Consider the following 18,029-nt stretch of genomic DNA (forward strand, 5'->3'; position numbering starts at 1 on the left):
TGTAATGGCAAAAAGAAACAGCAAAATAGAAACAGCCTTAGAGTACTACAGTAAAAAAGGTGAAGATATTTTAAACATTGTAAATTCCAGAAGTGACTTAACTGCCGATGAGATTATTCATTACGGTGAGGAGATGGCAATTTTGGAATATAAAATGACGGCTTTAGAAGTGGCAAAGGTGAGCTAACAATTATCGCTCGCCATCCCACTCAGCGTAAAATTGTTCTAAAAATTGCTCCATAAAACGGTGTCTTTCTTTGGCTAAAGCTATGCCCGTTTTGGTATTCATTTGGTCTTTTAATAAGAGTAGTTTTTCATAAAAATGATTAATAGTTGGCGCGGTAGAATTTTTATACTCAGCCTTGGTCATGTTTAAATTAGGTTTTATGGCCGGGTCAAACATGGCTCTGTTTTTAAAACCACCGTAATTAAATGCACGTGCAATACCTATGGCGCCAATAGCATCGAGTCTATCAGCATCTTGTACTATTTGCATTTCTAAAGAATTAAAAGTTTGACCATTCTCTAAACTATTTTTAAAAGACATGTGTTTAATAATATTCAGCACATGTGTTACCACAGTGCTGTCTGCATTGTTCTTAATTAAAAAAGTTGCAGCCATTTCGGGACCAAGGAATTCATTGCCATTATGAAATTTACTATCGGCAATATCGTGTAATAAAGCGGCTAGTTTTACTACCGGCATGTTTGCGTTTTCACTTTTTGCTATGAGTATTGAATTATTAAACACCCTTAGGGTGTGAAACCAATCGTGGCCACCTTCGGCATTTTTTAAAACTAATTTTACATAGTCTTTAGTTTTTTCAATTAAATCTTGGTTAGTCATTTTTAATAGCAGATGTAATTTCAGTCTCTATGGTATCGATAAATGATTCAAAATTAGTGATACCATCCAGATTTTTGGGTTGATGTACTTCAAACTTAATATGTGCGCCTAAACCCATAGGATATTCGCCAAAACGCAAGGTTTTCCAGGAATTGTTTATGGTTATTGGCACTACCACCGCATTGGGTATTTCTTTAAAAAGTGTAATAAGTCCTTTTCTTTGAAAAGGTTTTGGAGTTCCGTTTCTGCTTCTAGTACCTTCAGGAAAAATAACGGCTGCACGATTGGTATTTTTGATATAGGCCGAAAAGTTTTTAATGGCTTTAATCGCTTGTTGCGGATTCTTCCGGTCTATTAATACCGAGCCACCGTGACGCAAATTAAAGGACACACTTGGGATGCCTTTTCCTAACTCTTTTTTGCTGATAAATTTGGGATGGTGTTTGCGCATGTACCAAATAATGGGCGGAATATCATACATACTCTGGTGATTCGCCACAATAATCAAGGGTCGATTTATTGGAATCTCAAACCGGTTTTTAAAAGAAAAACGGGTTCCTAATAGGTTGAGGCAACGCATTAAAAAAAACTGAAGCCAAATCACACTTACTTTATGCGCTTGATAACCAAAAACTTTCAAACAAAACCACTGAATGGGATGAAAAAACACCAAAGCCAAACCAAAGCACAAAAAGTAAACAGGGGTTAGTATGTGCGACAGAATTTTTTGCATGGTATAAAAGTAAAAAAAGCCATCCCCAAATACAATGTATTCAAGGATGGCTTTAATATTTAATTTTTAAATCTTAGCAGAAGCTGTTATAAGCATCTCTTAGGTTATCGGCAATTACCTCGGCCGGTCTGCCTTCAATGTGATGACGCTCTAACATGTGCACCAATTCTCCATCTTTAAACAAGGCCATACTTGGTGAACTCGGCGGAAAAGGTACCATATGTGCTCTGGCTTTATCGGTAGCTTCACGATCTACACCTGCAAAAACAGTTACTAGATGATCTGGGGTTTTAGCGTTTTGTAAACTCATTCTGGCGCCAGGTCTGGCGTTGGCTGCAGCACAACCGCATACTGAATTTACCACTACTAAAGTAGTACCGTTTTTTGCTAATGCTTGTTCAACGGCTTCGACGGTATGTAATTCTTCAAATCCAACGGCAGTTAAATCTTCACGCATTGGTTTTACTAATTCTGGTGGATACATATATTTAGGTTTTTATTAAAAATGATTCTAAACAACAAAAGTACAAAATTCAACATAGAATAAGATAAGTTTACATAGAGTTTAACTATTGTGCAATTAATATTTTAAGCTGCTTTTGAAGACTTTAAAATTGTGTTAGTTAACTTTTGAGTTGTTATCTTTGCAGTTCTTTATTTTAAATTTGAAATTTTGATTCGTTGGATTGCTGCAATTTTAGGGTATATATTTTTTAGAATTCCTGGTGCGATTATTGGTTTTTTAATAGGAAGCTATTTAGACAGCTCCAATCGTTCGGGTACAAATCCACTCAATAGAACTTCACGTGTAACGCCGGCCGATTTTGAGGTTAATTTATTGTCGTTGGCTTCAATAGTTATTAAAGCCGACGGGTCTATTAGTGAACAAGAAATGCAATTTGTTCAAAATTATTTTGTACAGGCTTATGGTAAAGAACGTGCCAACGCAACTTTTAGAACTTTTAACGAGGTGATAAAAACACGTGAGGTTTCGGCGTCGAGAATATGCGAATATTTAAGGTTGCGAACCCGCTACGAATCGAGATTGCAAATCATTCATTTTTTATTCAGTATTGCCAAAGCCGATGGTTTGGTTAGTGAGTTAGAAGCTACAAAAATCAATGAAATTGCCGGCTATTTGCACATTGGTTTTAAAGACTTCGAAAGCATTAAAGCCATGTTTTTTACCAATCCTGATAGTGCTTACAAAATCCTGGAAATAGAAAAAACTGCTACCGTGGCCGAAATAAAATCTGCATATAGAACGATGGCCAAAAAATATCACCCCGATAAATTACAACACATGGATGATTTGTATCGTAAGGGTGCCGAAGAGAAATTTAGGAAAGTAAAAGAAGCTTACGAGCAGTTACAGAAAGAATTAAACTTTAAATAATTTGCTTTTTATGGACAATTGTCTTAAATTTGAAGACAATTGTTTTGTTTATGAATTATTCCAATGATCATATTATTGCTGTAAATGAGGCTGCAGCAGTTTATTTAAAGGGTTACTCAAGTTATGCTGTTGGTAATGACTTTAGTATTAAAGAATTTATAAACAACAAATTACTGCTTATAAAATCTATTAGAACAGGTCTTTCGTATGCTTTTTTTAACGAAATAAAAAACATTACCCCTTTTTCAGATGAAGATTGGGCAGATATCTTAAATATTTCAACAAAATCACTACAGCGCTATAAACAAGAGGCTAACTTTTTATTTAAGCCAATTCATTCAGAAAAAATTATTGAAATTACAGAAGTATCATTACTTGGTAATGAAGTTTTTGAAGATACCGCTCAATTTAAACTTTGGTTGCAAACACCTAATTATGCTTTGGGCAATATGCAACCTTTAGAGTTGCTTAAAGATTCTTATGGTAAGGAGATGGTTATGGCAGAGTTGCATAGAATAGATCACGGCATTTTTGCGTAATGATTGTTTACAGATTATCACGAAAGAAATACGCCAAGGAGCTAACGGGGAAAGGTGCAGCACTCAGCGGCAATCGTTGGAATAGCAAGGGCGTTGAAATTATTTATACTTCAGATAGCAGAGCACTGGCTATGGCTGAGGTCGCGGTTCATTTAACACTCGCAACCATTCCGAAAGATTTTGTGTTATTAGAAATTTTAATCCCAGATGTTATTGAAATTTTAGAATTAGAAAATAAGCAATTACCAAAACAATGGAACAGTTTTCCACATTACCATGAAACACAAATTTTAGGGGACAACTACATTAGAGAACAAAAATATGCAGTAATGAGAGTACCTTCAGCAGTGGTTCAAGGACACTTTAATTTTTTAATAAACCCACATCATCCCAAATTTAGTGCTGTCAAAATTTTAGCTGAATTCCCCTTTTTATTTGACCAGAGACTATTTCAATCAACTTAAAAGTTATAGGTTAACATCAGTAAAAAGGTGCGTCCGGGATTTGGAATGTTAAAGGCTCTCAAAATTGATAAATGATCAACATAGGTTTCATTTAGTAAGTTGTTGGCACGTACACTGGCCGTAAGTTTGTTATTTCCAAATTCAAAGTTTTTCGTAATACCTAAATTCAATAAGGTATAAGCCGGTGTTGCTATTTCGTTAAATCCCGGCCTGTTTTGATTTGAGAAATGCGCTATATTGGTTTCTAATTGTAAATCTTTTATAAAATTTGGTAAATAGTTTAAACTTAAACTGTAATTATCTGCCGGAATAAAGGTGAGATTGTCTTTAAAATTATTAGTAGTACCGCGCACCAGTGCTGCGGTGGCATTTGCATTAAGTTGCTCACTAAATGTATATTTTACTTGCCATTCTGTACCGTAAAGGTTAGCGTTTTGTTGTTGAAATTCCCAAATTTGAAGTCCGTCTTCAGGGCGCACACTTCCTGTATTGGTAAAGAAAATATAGTTAGAAATACTGTTAAAATATACAGAAGCACCCAGTTCAAATTTTTCTAATTTCAAAGCGTAGCTTACATCGGTTTGAAGACTTTGTTCTCTTTCAAAATTGACATTTCCAACCTCAAAACGATTGGTTCCCGGATGTGGTCCATTTGAGAATAGTTCGGCTAAATCGGGAGCTCTAAACCCAGAAGAGAGATTAACTTTTAGGTTTGAAACCTTGTTCAAGGTAAATGTAGCACCTAATGATCCTGTAAATCCGTTAAAGTCTGTACTCAGTTGTCTGTTTGACGGATTTCCCGGGAGAATAAAACCATAATCTATCAATAAATCTCTATCGGCGAAGGCCGTGGTTTTTCTGTAATCAAAACGCAAACCGGCCTGTAAAAACACTTTATCTAATTTTTTACTTCCTAAGTAATAAGCACCTATATCAAAAGTATTAGCATCAGGAATGAGTATTTCCTGAGCTTCGGTTTTATTAAGTGTTTTGATAAATCCACCTTGAAATCCAAAACTGTGTTTATAATTATTTGTTGGTGTTAATGAGATTCTACCTGATATAAAAGTGTGATGTTGATTGATGCCTAAATCTACTTCGTCAAAATCTTCCTCAATTTCACTGCGGTCGTTATAATGGTATGAGGCATGTAAAAAGGTTTGAAATGTATCGTGAAAAGTTTCTTGGGAATACGACACTAAATAATCGGTTACCTTTTGGTAGGGCAATTGCATTTTGCGGTCGTTTCGAGTTGTGGCCAGTGTTTTATCGAGTTCACCATCTTCAATAATTCCCAGATTTTGGTTGAGATAGGTAAAGGATAGTTTGTTTTTGAATTTATCTCCTTCTATGCCGGTATGTATTCTAACATTTTGATTGTTAAATCTACTGTTTCCAATAATTCTATTGTTGCCGTCTTTATAATCGGCGTGATTTTCGATAGCAGCATCAATGGCTAAAAACATGTTGTTATTGAAAGATTGCCCCAAGCTTAAAAAATTTCTATAACCCAAAGAATTGCTGTTGAAAGAGGCACCAAAATTTCCCGAAAGATTTTTGCTGTTTAGGTAAAAGTCATTGTCTTTAACCAAAAGTACGCCACCAATAGCCCCTGAGCCGTAAAGAATAGAAGCCGGACCTTTTACAACATCAACTCTTTTTACTCCTAAGTTATTTAATCCCAAACCGTGATCTTGTCCCCATTGGTGATTTTCTAGTTTGTTGTTCTGAAAAATGGTTACTACGCGCGAAAAACCCAAACCTCTAATAAATGGTTTTACAATTCCTGTACCTAAGGTGGCACCACTAACTCCGGGAAGATCGGTAATAGATGCGGCCAAACCACCTGGGTTGAACTGACTCTGTAAGGTCGTCATATCGATGGCAGTAACGGCGTAGGGTGTTTGTCTGGTTAAACCACTTTGCTGATCTATGATGATAATTTCGTTAAGTGATTCAATAAGTTCTTCTAAATATAGATCCAGAATTTTACTGTTAGTATCGCCCTCGTTAAAATTGACACTGATTTTTTTTGATTGATAACCTATAGCCGAGGCAACTAAAATGAACTTGGCCTCATTACTGGTTATTTTGTAAAACCCTTGTTCATTAGTTACTACGCCATTATTTGAATTTTCAACATAAACCGAAGCAGCTACAATGGCTCCATTTTTTGTGGTGAGTTTTCCTTCAACCGTAAATTGAGCTTTCATTGAGCTTGTAATTACAAACAGTAATAAAGAAAAGTAAATAACAGATTTCATATTCTATTTTTCGTACAAATATAAAATAAATTTAGATAAGTCTAAAAATAAGATTTTGTTTTAATAAAAATTCTATTTTTGTGTTTGAAAAGTTTCAGACAATGTTTAGCGATTCCGAGGAAAATTATTTAAAAACCATTTTTCATTTAGAGCGTAGCTTAAAAGATGGTGTTTCTACCAATGCCATTGCAGATCAAATGCAAACCAAAGCGTCTTCAGTTACCGACATGCTTAAAAAACTCTCTGAAAAACAATTAGTTAATTACATTAAATACCAAGGTGTAACCCTAACCGAAAAAGGTAAAAAAACAGCAGCGGCCATCATAAGAAAGCACCGTATTTGGGAAGTATTTTTAGTAGAAAAGTTGGATTTTAACTGGGATGAAGTTCATGATGTTGCCGAGCAGCTTGAACATATTGATTCAGAAAAATTAATAGACCAACTAGACAAATTGCTTAATTATCCCAAATTTGATCCGCATGGAGACCCAATTCCTAATAAAGATGGCAACTTTCCTCTTAGGGATAAACAGTTGCTTAGTAATTTAAAAGTTGGCGATATTGGGGTTTGTGTTGGCGTTAAAGATACATCTTCAGACTTTTTAAAATATCTCGATAAGCATGGCATAGCTTTAGGTAAACAGATTGAAATTTTAGAGAAAGAAGAGTTTGACAAATCTCAAAAAATTAAGATTGACAACCAAATTTTACATGTGTCTCAACAAATAGCATCTAATCTTTTTCTTAAAACCAAGCATTAATTTATGGACCAAATTTTAACTTATTTTGAAAGTATTAATCCGGTTTATGGGGCATTATTGGCCGGGTTATTTACTTGGATTTTAACCGCTTTTGGTGCGTCTTCAGTTTTTTTATTTAAAGGGATGAATCGGGCCTTGCTTGACGGTATGTTAGGTTTTACGGGAGGCGTGATGGTGGCTGCGAGTTTCTGGAGCCTTTTGGCACCGGGCATTGAAATGAGTCCGGGCGAAGGGTTTGTGAAGGTTATTCCGGCAGCTGTCGGCTTTGCTTTGGGAGCCTTATTTATATTTGGTTTGGACAAGATTTTACCACATTTACATATTAACTTTAAAGAAACCGAAAAAGAAGGTGTTAAAACACCTTGGCGCCGAACAACATTATTGGTATTGGCTATTACACTTCATAATATTCCAGAAGGTTTGGCTGTAGGTGTTTTATTTGGTGGTGTTGCCATGGGAATGCCAGAAGCAACCATTGGTGGGGCTGTGGCTTTGGCAATCGGGATTGGTATACAAAATTTTCCTGAAGGGATTGCAGTAGCCATGCCATTAAGACGACATGGGGTTAGCCGTTTTAAGAGTTTTTGGTACGGCCAGCTTTCAGCCATTGTAGAGCCAATAGCAGCCGTGGTTGGTGCACTTGCGGTAACTTTTTTCACGCCATTATTACCTTATGCCTTGGCATTTGCTGCCGGTGCTATGATTTTTGTAGTGGTTGAAGAAGTGATTCCCGAAACCCAAAGAGATAAATACACAGATATCGCTACACTTGGTTTTATTGGCGGTTTTATTGTAATGATGACCTTGGATGTGGCCTTAGGGTAGTAATTAAGAACACCCACAACCATCATCACCACAAGATTTAGAGGATTTATTTTTAGAAGGCAACACAAATTTTTTCAGCAGAAAATAAACTGCTATTGCTACCGCGGTAACAACTAAAATGATCTGTATGGTGCTGTTGAATTCCAAAATTTATTTTAAAAATTGATAAGCAATTAATGAGAAAAGATAAGCAATTACAGTCATTCCTGCAAATTGAATCACAGGCCATTTCCAGCCATTGGTTTCACGTTTAACAATGGCTAGGGTACTCATACATTGCATGGCAAAGGCATAAAAGAGTAATAACGAAATACCTGTGGCAAAGTTAAACACTTTAGTACCGTCGCTTCTCACTTCGGCACTCATGCGTTTTTTGATGGTGGTTTCGGCATCAGCGTCGGCGCTTCCAACACTGTAAATAGTTGCTAATGTGCCAATAAACACTTCTCTGGCAGCAAATGAAGTTATCAAACCAATGCCAATTTTCCAGTCGTATCCTAATGGTCTAATAACGGGTTCAATTCCTTTTCCAATAACACCAATATAAGAATATTCTAACTTATGGGCTGCCAGTTTTTGTTCTATGACGTCTTCGCTTTCGCCTACATACTCTTGGGCAATAATTTCTTCTGCATTGTTAAACTGTTCTCCCGGACCAAACGAGGCCAATACCCACAGTATAATTGATATGGCTAAAATAATTTTACCGGCTTCAAAGACAAATGCTTTAGTTTTTTCAACTACTGTAAGCGCTACATTTTTTGGCAACGGCATTTTGTAGTTGGGCATTTCAACAACAAAGAAGGACTTGGTTTTAATTTTTAAAATTTTATTCAATGCCCAAGCCGACATGATTGCCATTAAAAATCCGATTAAGTACAGCAACATTAAGGTCAAGGCCTGATAGTTTAACCCTAAAAATCTGCCTTCAGGAATTACCAAGGCAATGATAATCAAGTAAACGGGTAATCGCGCAGAGCAAGTCATGAATGGCGTTACCAAAATGGTGATGAGCCGTTCTTTCCAACTTTCAATATTTCTGGTGGCCATAATGGCCGGAATGGCACAGGCAGTACCCGAAATTAATGGTACAATGCTTTTCCCACTCAAGCCAAATCTTCGCATAATTCTATCCATCAAGAATACCACGCGACTCATATAGCCAGTTTCTTCCAGAATGGCAATAAATAAAAATAAAAATGCAATCTGCGGAATGAAAATAACAATTCCACCAATACCTGCAATGATTCCTTCGGCTAACAAATCTGTAAAAACTCCTGATGGCAATGTGTTTTGAACCCATTCAGATAATGACGCAAAACTTTCGTCTATAAAGTCCATTGGCACTGTGGCCCAATCGTAAATAGCCTGAAAAATAGCGAGTAAAATTGCGAAAAATATAAGGTAACCAAATACTTTATGGGTAAGAATTCGGTCGGCTTTATATCTTAAACTGGTTGCTTTAGAAGTGTCAACGGTTAAGCCTTTTTTAAGTACGTTATTAATAAATTGGTAACGCTTAATGGTTTCTTTTTGCTGAAGTGCTTTAATTTCAATTTTTGACTTCACCTCAAAATCTGAAATGTCGAATTGATTTCGGCTTACCTTTCCAAAACTTGCGTCTTGCGAAATTACCACCCAAAGTTTGTATAGGTTTTGATTTGGAAAAACTTTAGCTAAATTTTCAAAGTAATTGATATCTATGGTGCTAATATCTAAGCAGCCTTCGGTGGATAGAGATTTGTAGTCGTTGATAAGTTCTTTAAGCTTGTCAATTCCAATGTTTTTTCGGGTTGAAATAAGTGCAATTTTAGTTTTAAGCTCTTGTTCCAAAGTTTCAATATCGAGCGAAATACCACGGCGTTTCATTCTATCACTCATATTGATTACCAAAATAGTTGGGATATTAAGGTCTTTTATCTGAGTAAATAAAAGAAGGTTTCGTTTTAGGTTTTCAACATCGGTAACTACAACGGCAACATCGGGAAAATCTTTGTCGTTTTTATTGAGCAGAAGCTCAATTACCACATTTTCATCAAACGATGACGCATTTAAACTGTAAGTTCCTGGCAAGTCTAGAATGTGTGCTTTAACACCGCGAGGAAGTTTACAAATGCCTTCTTTTTTTTCAACCGTAATACCGGGATAATTACCAACTTTTTGGTTAAGTCCGGTTAAAGAATTGAATACCGAAGTTTTGCCGGTATTGGGGTTACCAATAAGCGCTACATTAATTTGTTTAGCCATTGGTGATTTTTATGATGACGTGTTGTGCCGTTTCTTTTCTAATGGCTACGTGAGAGTCGTTGATGTTGATATACATAGGATCTGAAAACGGCGCCACTTGTAGTAATTCTACGGTGTTTCCCGGCAAACAACCCATTTCAATCAGTTTTAATGGAATAAAATCAGACGACACATCTATGATGATGCCTCGTTGACCGCGTTTAAGTTCTGCCAGAGTGACTTTCAATTCTTATTTAGATTGATTTTAAAAAAGCAAAAATAAATCAAATTAATGATACCTAAAAAGAAATGCAGTGTTAAACCTATTTAAAAATTACTTTTTGTATTCGGCTTTTAGGGTTTTAATATCTTCAAGAAGCAACTTGATGTCTTCGGGATTGGTGCCATCATAAAATCCTCGAATTTGACGTTTTTTATCAATGAGCATAAAGTTTTCGGTGTGAATCATATCAAACTTACCGCCGTCACCATCGTCCAGTACAGCGAGATAACTTTTACGTGCAAGCTCATAAATATCTTTTTTATCACCGGTAACTAAATTCCATTTGCGATCTATTACACCTTTTTCAAGCGCATATTTTTTAAGCTGTGCTACGCTGTCAATTTCTGGAGTAACAGAATGAGACAATAACATCACTTCTTCATCATTGATAATTTCGTTTTGAATTTGCAGCATGTGGTCTGTCATAGCAATGCAAATGGTAGGGCAAGTGGTAAAAAAGAAATCGGCTACATAAATTTTATCTTTATAAGCGTCTTGTGTTATCGTTTCGCCATTTTGGTTGGTTAATCTGAAATCGGCAATACTGTGATATTTTCGTTTAAACTGAATGGTACTGTCTACCAATTCTGAAGTTACCATAGATGGTTGATAAATAGGTAAAACGCGTTGCGGTTTTAGAATGTTGTAAAAGATACTGATGATAATTGCAGATACAATTAATAACACAATGGCAAAATATCTGTAGGCTTTAAAAAATGCTAGCATGCGGAGACAATTTGAGCTATGAATCTAAAATTTACACAAAAATACAACTCAAGTCTTATAAAATATTTAAATTTAGGCTAAAACTGCAGTCTATGAAAATGATCATAAGCATTGTTTTAATGCTTTTCTCAGTGCTGCTACATGCGCAGCAACGGGATATTTTGAATGATATAGTAGAAGCCGAAGCTAAATCGGCTTCTCAACTCATATACCAACGAACCAATCAAAACACCGGCAATTACGACATTAAATACCATAGAATTGAATTGAGCATAGATCCTTCAGAACTAGGACTTTCAGGTGATGTTACCACTTACTTCGAAGCTAAGTCTAATACCTCTAAAATTGTATTTGACCTGGCCAGTAATATGACCGTGCAAGAAGTCGTCCAGCGCGGAAGTAATTTAACCTTTACTCAAAGCACCGACGATGAATTAATTATTACTTTACCTGAAGCCTTAAACGAAGGTGTTTTAGATTCGCTCACTGTAACCTATTTGGGTACACCAATAAGCACGGGATTTGAATCTTATTCTCAAACCACGCACAACGGCGTTCCTATTGTTTGGACACTGTCTCAACCATATGGCGCGAAAGCTTGGTGGCCTTGCAAACAAGATTTAAATGATAAAATAGATTCAATTGACGTGTATTTAAACACACCAAGATTCACACCGCAAAACGAGGATTATGTGGCAGTTTCAAATGGTGTGGAATTGAGTCAGGTTGTTAATGGGGCCAATAAAACAACAAGATTTAAACACCGTTATCCAATCCCCGCTTATTTAATTGCCATTGCAATCACCAATTATTCGGTTTATACAGAAGAGGTTCCAAATAATGGCAACCCGTTCGATATTATAAACTATGTTTATCCTGAAAGTCTTGCCGCAGCTCAGGCTGGCACGCCGGTAACACTTGATATTATGAATTTTTTCATCGACAAGTTTGAGCCCTATCCTTATGCAGATGAAAAATATGGTCATGCACAGTTTGGTTTTAGCGGCGGTATGGAACATACCACCATTTCGTTTATGGGCAATTTTTCAAGAGAACTGATTACCCATGAACTGGCCCATCAATGGTTTGGCAATAAGGTTACCTGCGGAAGTTGGCAAGATATTTGGCTCAACGAAGGATTTGCTACCTACTTATATGGTTTGGTAATTGAAGAGTTTGACGGCAGTTCGGCTTTTAACAATTGGAAACAACAACGCAACAATTTTATTACCTCTCAGCCCGATGGCTCTGTTTATATTCAGCCGCAAGACACGGTTAATGTAGCGCGAATTTTTAATAGTAGATTAAGTTATAATAAAGGCGCGATGGTGTTGCACATGTTGCGAAAGAAAATGGGCGATGATAACTTTTACCAGGGCCTAAGAAATTTTCTGGCACATCCCGATTTGGCATTTAATTATGCTAAAACATCCGATTTTGTTCCAATCATGGAGTCAGCTTCAGGATTAGATCTCACCGAGTTTTTTAACGATTGGTTATACAACCAAGGGCACCCAAGTTTCACTGTTTTATGGAATCAGCCGGAGGCTAATCAAATACAAATTAATTTATCCCAATCAACCAGCCATTCGTCTGTAGATTTTTTTGAAACCGATGTCACTTTGCGTTTGTTGGGTTTTCAAGGTGAACAACAAGATATTACCTTAAGTCACACAGAGCAAAATCAGGAATTTATAGAGAATATTAGTTTTAATGTTGCGAATGTTATATTCGATCCCAGCGTCGATATTATTTCGAGGAATAACTCGGTTACCTTAGGAGTTGATGGGTTTAATGTGGCGGAGAGTATTCGGCTTTTTCCCAACCCTGTAAAAGAAACCTTAACGATTACAAAACCTGATTTTCTAGAAATAACCGGCTACATTGTTTATAACAGTGTTGGTCAGAAAGTAATAGAATCAGAAAATTTTGATAATACAATCAACTTAAAAAATCTTACTACAGGGTTTTATGTACTACAATTTCAATTGTTTAATCAAGTCGTTAATAAAACCTTGTTAAAAAACTAGCTTAAAAAAATCTTAGGTTTTTAAAATGGTTCTAAAAGGTTACTTTTGCAAATTAATTTCGTTAAAAACCACAAATGGAATTTGTAATTAAGATATCGCAATTTTTATTGAGCCTATCGCTTTTAATTGTCCTTCATGAATTAGGGCATTTTATTCCTGCCAAATTATTTAAAACTAAGGTTGAAAAGTTTTACCTGTTTTTCGATATTAAATATTCGTTGTTTAAAAAGAAAATTGGCGAAACGGTCTATGGAATTGGTTGGTTACCTCTTGGTGGTTACGTAAAAATAGCCGGAATGATAGACGAAAGCATGGACAAGGAGCAAATGGCACAACCACCGCAGCCATGGGAGTTTAGGTCAAAACCGGCATGGCAGCGACTCATTATTATGCTTGGTGGCGTTACAGTTAATTTTATTCTTGCTTACTTTATTTATGCCATGGTTTCTTTCGCTTATGGCGATATTGATATTAAAGTAGATAGTATTAAAGACGGGTTTTTTGTAAGAAATGAAATTCTAACCGATTTAGGTGTTTCAACAGGTGATAAAGTTTTGGCTATTAATGGTCAATCTGTAGAAACTTACTATGATATTCGTAAGCAAATTATTGCAGCCGAAAGCATTACCATTGAGAACGAAAATGGAATTAAAGAGATTGTGCTTCCTGAAGATTTTTTGGGCAAATTAAGCGATAGCGACGACCGTTCTTTTTTCGAGTTGCGCTTTCCTTTTGTGGTAGATCAAGTGGTGGATTCTTCATTAAATAAATTGGTTGATTTAAAAAATAAAGACGTTATAACTGCTGTCAACGGCCAGCCATTAAAGTATTTTGATGAAGTTGAAAATAGGCTAAAGCCCTTGGCCAATCAAACTATTGAAGTTGATATTTTAAGAGATAATCAGACGATAAGAAGACAATTACAGGTTAACAATGACGGGAAACTAGGGATTGTTCCGGGTGGAAATTTATCAGATTTAGAGCGTTTAGATTATTATAATATTATTAGAAAGGAATACGGCTTTTTCGAAAGCTTTGGTGTTGGATTTAACAAATTTATAGATCAAATTTCTGGTTATGGCGTTCAATTAAAGAAAATATTTAATCCAAGTACCGGCGCCTATAAAGGTGTAGGTGGATTTAAAGCTATTTACGATATTTTTCCTGATAGTTGGAGTTGGGAGTTCTTTTGGGGTATTACGGCTTTTCTTTCAATTATGTTGGGCGTTTTAAATTTATTGCCCATTCCGGCTTTAGATGGCGGACACGTCATGTTTTTAATGTTTGAAATAATTTCAGGCAAAAAACCAAGCGAAAAGTTTTTAGAACGCGCACAGGTTGTTGGGTTTTTTATTTTAATAACCTTGGTGGTATTTGCCAACGGGAATGATATATTTAAGGCAATATTTAAATAGTTTTTTATCTTTATTTTTTGTTGTCAATAAAAAAATGATATATATTTGCGCTCGCTAAAGCGAAAAGAAATTCCTCCTTAGCTCAGTTGGTTAGAGCATCTGACTGTTAATCAGAGGGTCCTTGGTTCGAGCCCAAGAGGGGGAGCTTGAAAGTCTATCATTTTTTGATAGACTTTTTTGTTCAATTTTACTCGGGATGTGGCGCAGTCCGGTTAGCGTACACGGCTGGGGGCCGTGTGGTCGCAGGTTCAAATCCTGTCATCCCGACAAGCACAAAAGTAATTTGCGGGAGCAAATTACTTTTTTTATGCCCTGAAGCAATCAAAACGAAGTTTTGAAGTGCGAAAGGGCATAAAAAAAGTATAAAGGCGATGGCCTTTACTTTTGTATTTCCAGCGTAGGCTGTAATAGGATTCTATAAATCCTTGTCTGGCATTATTGAAGTGCGAAAGGGCATAAAAAAAGTATAAAGGCGATAGCCTTTACTTTTGTATTTCCAGCGTAGGCTGTAATAGGATTCTATAAATCCTTGTCTGGCATTATTGAAGTGCGAAAGGGCATAAAAAAAGTATAAAGGAGATAGCCTTTACTTTTGTATTTCCAGCGTTTGATGTAAAAGAATTCTATAAATCCTAATATTCTAGATAAATCAAGAAATACAAGACTAAAAACCTGAAAATGAAGCACAAGTTAACTCTGTTATAAACATGTTAAGTTTTTTAGAAGGTTTCAATTATTTTTAGCTTTTGCCTATATTTAAAGCGTGAAGTTATTTCTTACATTTTCTTTATTTTTTATTTTAGGATACAGTAACTACTGTAATGCTCAGCTTGGTTTTTGCAGTGGTAATTCCGGCGCTCCTATTTTTACAGAAACCTTTGGTGCCGGAAGTAATTTTGGTCCACCATTGCCCGCCGGAACTACCACCTATCAGTTTGTGTCAGAAGCACCGCAAGACGGACAGTATACCATAGCCAGCAACAGTGGTTTTTTTGATTGGCACAACACGGGCGACAGAACACCTGGTGATACTAACGGAAAGATGTTAATTGTTAATGCCGACTTTACAGCCGGTGAGTTTTTTAGAATTACCGTTTCTGGTTTGTGCCAAGGAACTTCTTACGAATTTTCGTCGTGGGTCCTAAATTTACTTCCTATAAGTGGATGTGGAGGTAATGGCATTCCAATAAATGTTGGATTTCAAATATGGGATAGTACAGACTCAGTTTTATTAGCCTCAGGAAATACAGGACCTGTTGGTGGTACTGTCTCTCCGGTTTGGAATCAATATGCCTTAGTATTTCAAACCGAACCAGGTCAAACAGAGGTAATTTTAAAAATGATTAACAACGGTCAAGGCGGATGCGGAAACGATTTAGCTATTGACGATATTGTTTTTAAATCATGCGGAGATGCCATTGATATCACCGATAATAACAACTCAGATGTTTTTCTCGGGTGCTCAAATACTGCAACTAACTTGGAATTAACAGCTAATCCGGATTTCGCTGTTTTTCAAACACATGCATATCAATGGCAGATGAGTAATGATGGTAATAACTGGAGCGATATTTCCGGAGAAAATAATCAGTCATATACAGCTAATCCTGCAGAAGGCAGTACTTTTTATAGAGTAACGGTAGCTGAAGATGCAGCCAATTTACAAAATGAGTTGTGCAATGTGATATCAGATGTTTTTGAGTTTACCATAGAACCACCACCAGATGCACCGATAAGTAATGGCGATATAACAGATTGTGGTACTGATGAGGTTTCACTTACTGTGAATGTGCCAAATAACATACTTGTTAATTGGTTTGATGCGCCAACAGGTGGTAATTTAATAGCAAGTAATACGGCTGCCTTTATAACTAACGTCCCGGGAACCTATTACTCAGAGTCAGTGACTCAAAGAGCCGGATGTAGCTCACTTTCCAGAACCGCTGTAAAATTTACCAGACTAGAACCTTTAAACTTTACCGATGAAACAATCTATTTTTGTGAAGGCGAGCAAGTAACACTTGGTGTAGAAGTTGAAAACAACGTGAGTTATATATGGAGCACGGGAGAAACTCTACCACAAATTACAGTTGCAGCCCAAGGCACCTACTCGGTAGATTTTGTAAATGCCAATGGTTGCGAAGCCACTAAAAATTTTGAACTATTTCAGATAAACACCCCCGTAATTTCAGAGGTAATAACCAATGGTTTCGACATAGAAATTATCACTTCAGAAACAGGTGATTTTAGTTATTCTATTGACGGGCAAAACTTTCAATACGGTAACATTTTTTATGCAATTCCCGGCGGAAGATACACCATCACAGTAAGAGAAAATCTTGGATGTGGCGAAGACGTAGTTTCTCATCTTCACTTTGTTATTCCTAAATTTTTCACGCCAAATAATGACGGGTTTAACGACTTCTTTGAAATAAGAGGTATTCAGGAATTTGGCAATTCAGAAGTAAATATTTTTGATCGCTTTGGGAAGCTATTAAAAAGCTATAAAAACTCACCTGTTATTTGGGACGGAAGCTATTTAGGAAGTTCATTACCTACCAATGATTACTGGTATCAAATTATTATTGATGGTGAAGAATTTAACGGACATTTTACGCTTAAACGTTAAAATTGTTATGTTAACACTTTTGTTGCAAATTCAAGATTTTACAATCAGTGTTTTGCTGTATTTTCCACTACAAAAACTATACAAATTCTGTCTTTAGTATAATTACGGTTATAATTTTATATATTGTACTCTCGGATTAGTAAGCGTTTTTTCATTTTTTATAAAAATGGCTTCTATTTTTCACAAAATAGAATTTTGTAGCCCACCTGTAGCCCATCCAATTTTTTACCGATTTTCGGAATAAAGCTCGATGTATTGGGAATTGACAAACCAAACATAGAGAATTAAAGAAAATGCCTACTTGGTTACTCATAAAATAGCCAATAGATTGAAGATAGGCGTGAAAGAAAAATTTATTTAAATCAAATCTTGAATTGATGAAATTCTTTTTTGTATTAGTATGCACCATTTTACTTCATAGTAGCACGTTTGGACAGATTATTTTGACCCAAACCCATAGTGATGCAACCATAGGACTTGATAGAAAGGCATTTCTTGGTTTAGGAAATACTTCGCAGAGTAGTGATGGATATGCCCATGATTTTACATTGCCTGAAAGAACCAGTTCGTGTGAGAGGATTTCAGCTATTAGTGTTGTTATCAATCTTACAAGTTATACCAATAATAGTTTGCCCGGTTGTCCGCCAATAACACTGTATTACAATCTATTTTATGGATGTGGTACATACAGCGGCGGTGCTACGTGTTTACCAGCTACTAATTTGATAGCAGAACCTAATTTCGCTCCTAATACAAGCCCGCCAACATTTAATTTTGGAAATCCTTTAGGTAGCCCTCTTAATGCCAATATTGAGCCGGATTTTGGTGATAATTTAAGTGTAGACATTATACCTGTTTCCAATCCCGGCTGTAATTCGGTTAGTAATGGTC

17 protein-coding genes and 2 tRNA genes are annotated in these 18,029 nt (G+C 36.1%); 11 read left to right on the top strand and 8 right to left on the bottom strand.

Annotated features, from left to right (window positions below; all coding sequences use genetic code 11):
• Nucleotides 1-4 precede the first annotated feature (4 nt).
• A complete protein-coding gene (locus tag FJ651_RS05755) occupies nucleotides 5-187 on the top strand; it encodes a hypothetical protein (protein ID WP_140989506.1) in 183 nt (60 codons plus the stop codon).
• Between the two features lie 3 nt (nucleotides 188-190).
• Here the strand turns inward: FJ651_RS05755 and FJ651_RS05760 are convergent, their stop codons facing one another.
• From FJ651_RS05760 to FJ651_RS05770, 3 genes are all read right to left on the bottom strand, one after another.
• Nucleotides 191-847 (bottom strand): HD domain-containing protein, encoded by a 657-nt coding sequence (locus FJ651_RS05760; protein ID WP_140989507.1) that lies wholly within the window; start codon nucleotides 845-847, stop codon nucleotides 191-193.
• Nucleotides 840-1,580: a lysophospholipid acyltransferase family protein gene (locus tag FJ651_RS05765; RefSeq protein WP_140989508.1), complete on the bottom strand. Its 741-nt coding sequence runs from the start codon at nucleotides 1,578-1,580 to the stop codon at nucleotides 840-842. Before FJ651_RS05765 ends, FJ651_RS05760 begins: the two co-directional genes overlap by 8 nt.
• A 73-nt stretch (nucleotides 1,581-1,653) precedes the next feature.
• Nucleotides 1,654-2,064 (bottom strand): BrxA/BrxB family bacilliredoxin, encoded by a 411-nt coding sequence (locus FJ651_RS05770; protein WP_140989509.1) that lies wholly within the window; start codon nucleotides 2,062-2,064, stop codon nucleotides 1,654-1,656.
• A gap of 189 nt (nucleotides 2,065-2,253) precedes the next feature.
• On the opposite strand from FJ651_RS05770, the gene FJ651_RS05775 reads away from it, so the two are divergent.
• From FJ651_RS05775 to FJ651_RS05785, 3 genes are read left to right on the top strand one after another with little or no spacing between them, the layout of a single operon-like run.
• Nucleotides 2,254-2,976, top strand: coding sequence for a tellurite resistance TerB family protein (locus FJ651_RS05775; protein ID WP_140989510.1), 723 nt, complete (start codon nucleotides 2,254-2,256; stop codon nucleotides 2,974-2,976).
• A gap of 50 nt (nucleotides 2,977-3,026) precedes the next feature.
• Entirely contained in the window at nucleotides 3,027-3,515 is a 489-nt protein-coding gene (gene parS, locus FJ651_RS05780; protein WP_140989511.1) for a type II RES/Xre toxin-antitoxin system antitoxin, read from the top strand.
• Nucleotides 3,515-3,979 carry an RES family NAD+ phosphorylase gene (locus FJ651_RS05785; RefSeq protein ID WP_140989512.1) on the top strand — a complete coding sequence of 155 codons (465 nt, stop codon included), beginning with the start codon at nucleotides 3,515-3,517 and terminating at the stop codon, nucleotides 3,977-3,979. The genes parS and FJ651_RS05785 overlap by 1 nt, the downstream gene beginning before the upstream one ends.
• Here the strand turns inward: FJ651_RS05785 and FJ651_RS05790 are convergent.
• Nucleotides 3,976-6,192 (bottom strand): TonB-dependent receptor, encoded by a 2,217-nt coding sequence (locus FJ651_RS05790; RefSeq protein WP_246085313.1) that lies wholly within the window; start codon nucleotides 6,190-6,192, stop codon nucleotides 3,976-3,978. The genes FJ651_RS05785 and FJ651_RS05790 overlap by 4 nt on opposite strands.
• A gap of 152 nt (nucleotides 6,193-6,344) precedes the next feature.
• On the opposite strand from FJ651_RS05790, the gene FJ651_RS05795 reads away from it, so the two are divergent.
• The gene (locus FJ651_RS05795) at nucleotides 6,345-7,004 is read left to right on the top strand and encodes a metal-dependent transcriptional regulator (RefSeq protein ID WP_140989514.1); all 660 of its coding nucleotides are present in this window, start codon (nucleotides 6,345-6,347) and stop codon (nucleotides 7,002-7,004) included.
• 3 nt (nucleotides 7,005-7,007) lie between these two features.
• Nucleotides 7,008-7,829 (top strand): ZIP family metal transporter, encoded by an 822-nt coding sequence (locus tag FJ651_RS05800; protein ID WP_140989515.1) that lies wholly within the window; start codon nucleotides 7,008-7,010, stop codon nucleotides 7,827-7,829.
• A 150-nt stretch (nucleotides 7,830-7,979) separates the two neighbouring features.
• On the opposite strand, the gene feoB is transcribed toward FJ651_RS05800, so the two are convergent.
• From feoB to FJ651_RS05820, 3 genes are all read right to left on the bottom strand, one after another.
• On the bottom strand, nucleotides 7,980-10,076 hold the full coding sequence (gene feoB, locus FJ651_RS05810; protein ID WP_140989516.1) for a ferrous iron transport protein B: 2,097 nt from the start codon (nucleotides 10,074-10,076) through the stop codon (nucleotides 7,980-7,982).
• The gene (locus tag FJ651_RS05815; RefSeq protein ID WP_140989517.1) at nucleotides 10,069-10,302 is read right to left on the bottom strand and encodes a FeoA family protein; all 234 of its coding nucleotides are present in this window, start codon (nucleotides 10,300-10,302) and stop codon (nucleotides 10,069-10,071) included. Before FJ651_RS05815 ends, feoB begins: the two co-directional genes overlap by 8 nt.
• Before the next feature lie 87 nt (nucleotides 10,303-10,389).
• Nucleotides 10,390-11,064, bottom strand: a complete 675-nt coding sequence (locus FJ651_RS05820; RefSeq protein WP_140989518.1) for an SCO family protein — start codon at nucleotides 11,062-11,064, stop codon at nucleotides 10,390-10,392.
• Nucleotides 11,065-11,156: 92 nt separating this feature from the next.
• Here FJ651_RS05820 and FJ651_RS05825 point away from each other — a divergent pair, with 92 nt between their 5' ends.
• The 5 genes from FJ651_RS05825 to FJ651_RS05845 all read left to right on the top strand — a co-directional run bounded on the left by FJ651_RS05825 (nucleotide 11,157) and on the right by FJ651_RS05845 (nucleotide 17,138).
• Nucleotides 11,157-13,094 (top strand): M1 family aminopeptidase, encoded by a 1,938-nt coding sequence (locus FJ651_RS05825; protein WP_216746086.1) that lies wholly within the window; start codon nucleotides 11,157-11,159, stop codon nucleotides 13,092-13,094.
• A gap of 74 nt (nucleotides 13,095-13,168) precedes the next feature.
• Nucleotides 13,169-14,509, top strand: coding sequence for an RIP metalloprotease RseP (rseP, locus tag FJ651_RS05830; protein WP_140989520.1), 1,341 nt, complete (start codon nucleotides 13,169-13,171; stop codon nucleotides 14,507-14,509).
• A gap of 71 nt (nucleotides 14,510-14,580) precedes the next feature.
• Nucleotides 14,581-14,654: transfer RNA gene (locus tag FJ651_RS05835), tRNA-Asn, on the top strand.
• Nucleotides 14,655-14,701: 47 nt separating this feature from the next.
• Nucleotides 14,702-14,776: transfer RNA gene (locus FJ651_RS05840), tRNA-Pro, on the top strand.
• A gap of 496 nt (nucleotides 14,777-15,272) precedes the next feature.
• Nucleotides 15,273-17,138 (top strand): T9SS type B sorting domain-containing protein, encoded by a 1,866-nt coding sequence (locus FJ651_RS05845; RefSeq protein WP_140989521.1) that lies wholly within the window; start codon nucleotides 15,273-15,275, stop codon nucleotides 17,136-17,138.
• A gap of 670 nt (nucleotides 17,139-17,808) precedes the next feature.
• Here FJ651_RS05845 and FJ651_RS15715 read toward each other — a convergent pair.
• Nucleotides 17,809-17,985, bottom strand: coding sequence for a hypothetical protein (locus FJ651_RS15715; protein ID WP_216746087.1), 177 nt, complete (start codon nucleotides 17,983-17,985; stop codon nucleotides 17,809-17,811).
• Nucleotides 17,986-18,029 lie beyond the last annotated feature (44 nt).

It is taken from the genome of Paucihalobacter ruber, assembly GCF_006494535.1.
Taxonomy (GTDB): Bacteria; Bacteroidota; Bacteroidia; order Flavobacteriales; family Flavobacteriaceae; genus Paucihalobacter; species Paucihalobacter ruber.

What these genes read in the sequence shown, in the direction of transcription:
- FJ651_RS05755 (WP_140989506.1), top strand. Translation starts at nt 5, where the DNA reads ATGGCAAAAAGAAACAGCAAAATAGAAACAGCCTTAGAGTACTACAGT.
- FJ651_RS05760 (WP_140989507.1), bottom strand. Translation starts at nt 847, where the DNA reads ATGACTAACCAAGATTTAATTGAAAAAACTAAAGACTATGTAAAATTA.
- FJ651_RS05765 (WP_140989508.1), bottom strand. Translation starts at nt 1,580, where the DNA reads ATGCAAAAAATTCTGTCGCACATACTAACCCCTGTTTACTTTTTGTGC.
- FJ651_RS05770 (WP_140989509.1), bottom strand. Translation starts at nt 2,064, where the DNA reads ATGTATCCACCAGAATTAGTAAAACCAATGCGTGAAGATTTAACTGCC.
- parS (WP_140989511.1), top strand. Translation starts at nt 3,027, where the DNA reads ATGAATTATTCCAATGATCATATTATTGCTGTAAATGAGGCTGCAGCA.
- FJ651_RS05785 (WP_140989512.1), top strand. Translation starts at nt 3,515, where the DNA reads ATGATTGTTTACAGATTATCACGAAAGAAATACGCCAAGGAGCTAACG.
- FJ651_RS05790 (WP_246085313.1), bottom strand. Translation starts at nt 6,192, where the DNA reads ATGAAAGCTCAATTTACGGTTGAAGGAAAACTCACCACAAAAAATGGA.
- FJ651_RS05795 (WP_140989514.1), top strand. Translation starts at nt 6,345, where the DNA reads ATGTTTAGCGATTCCGAGGAAAATTATTTAAAAACCATTTTTCATTTA.
- FJ651_RS05800 (WP_140989515.1), top strand. Translation starts at nt 7,008, where the DNA reads ATGGACCAAATTTTAACTTATTTTGAAAGTATTAATCCGGTTTATGGG.
- feoB (WP_140989516.1), bottom strand. Translation starts at nt 10,076, where the DNA reads ATGGCTAAACAAATTAATGTAGCGCTTATTGGTAACCCCAATACCGGC.
- FJ651_RS05820 (WP_140989518.1), bottom strand. Translation starts at nt 11,064, where the DNA reads ATGCTAGCATTTTTTAAAGCCTACAGATATTTTGCCATTGTGTTATTA.
- FJ651_RS05825 (WP_216746086.1), top strand. Translation starts at nt 11,157, where the DNA reads ATGAAAATGATCATAAGCATTGTTTTAATGCTTTTCTCAGTGCTGCTA.
- rseP (WP_140989520.1), top strand. Translation starts at nt 13,169, where the DNA reads ATGGAATTTGTAATTAAGATATCGCAATTTTTATTGAGCCTATCGCTT.
- FJ651_RS15715 (WP_216746087.1), bottom strand. Translation starts at nt 17,985, where the DNA reads ATGTCTACACTTAAATTATCACCAAAATCCGGCTCAATATTGGCATTA.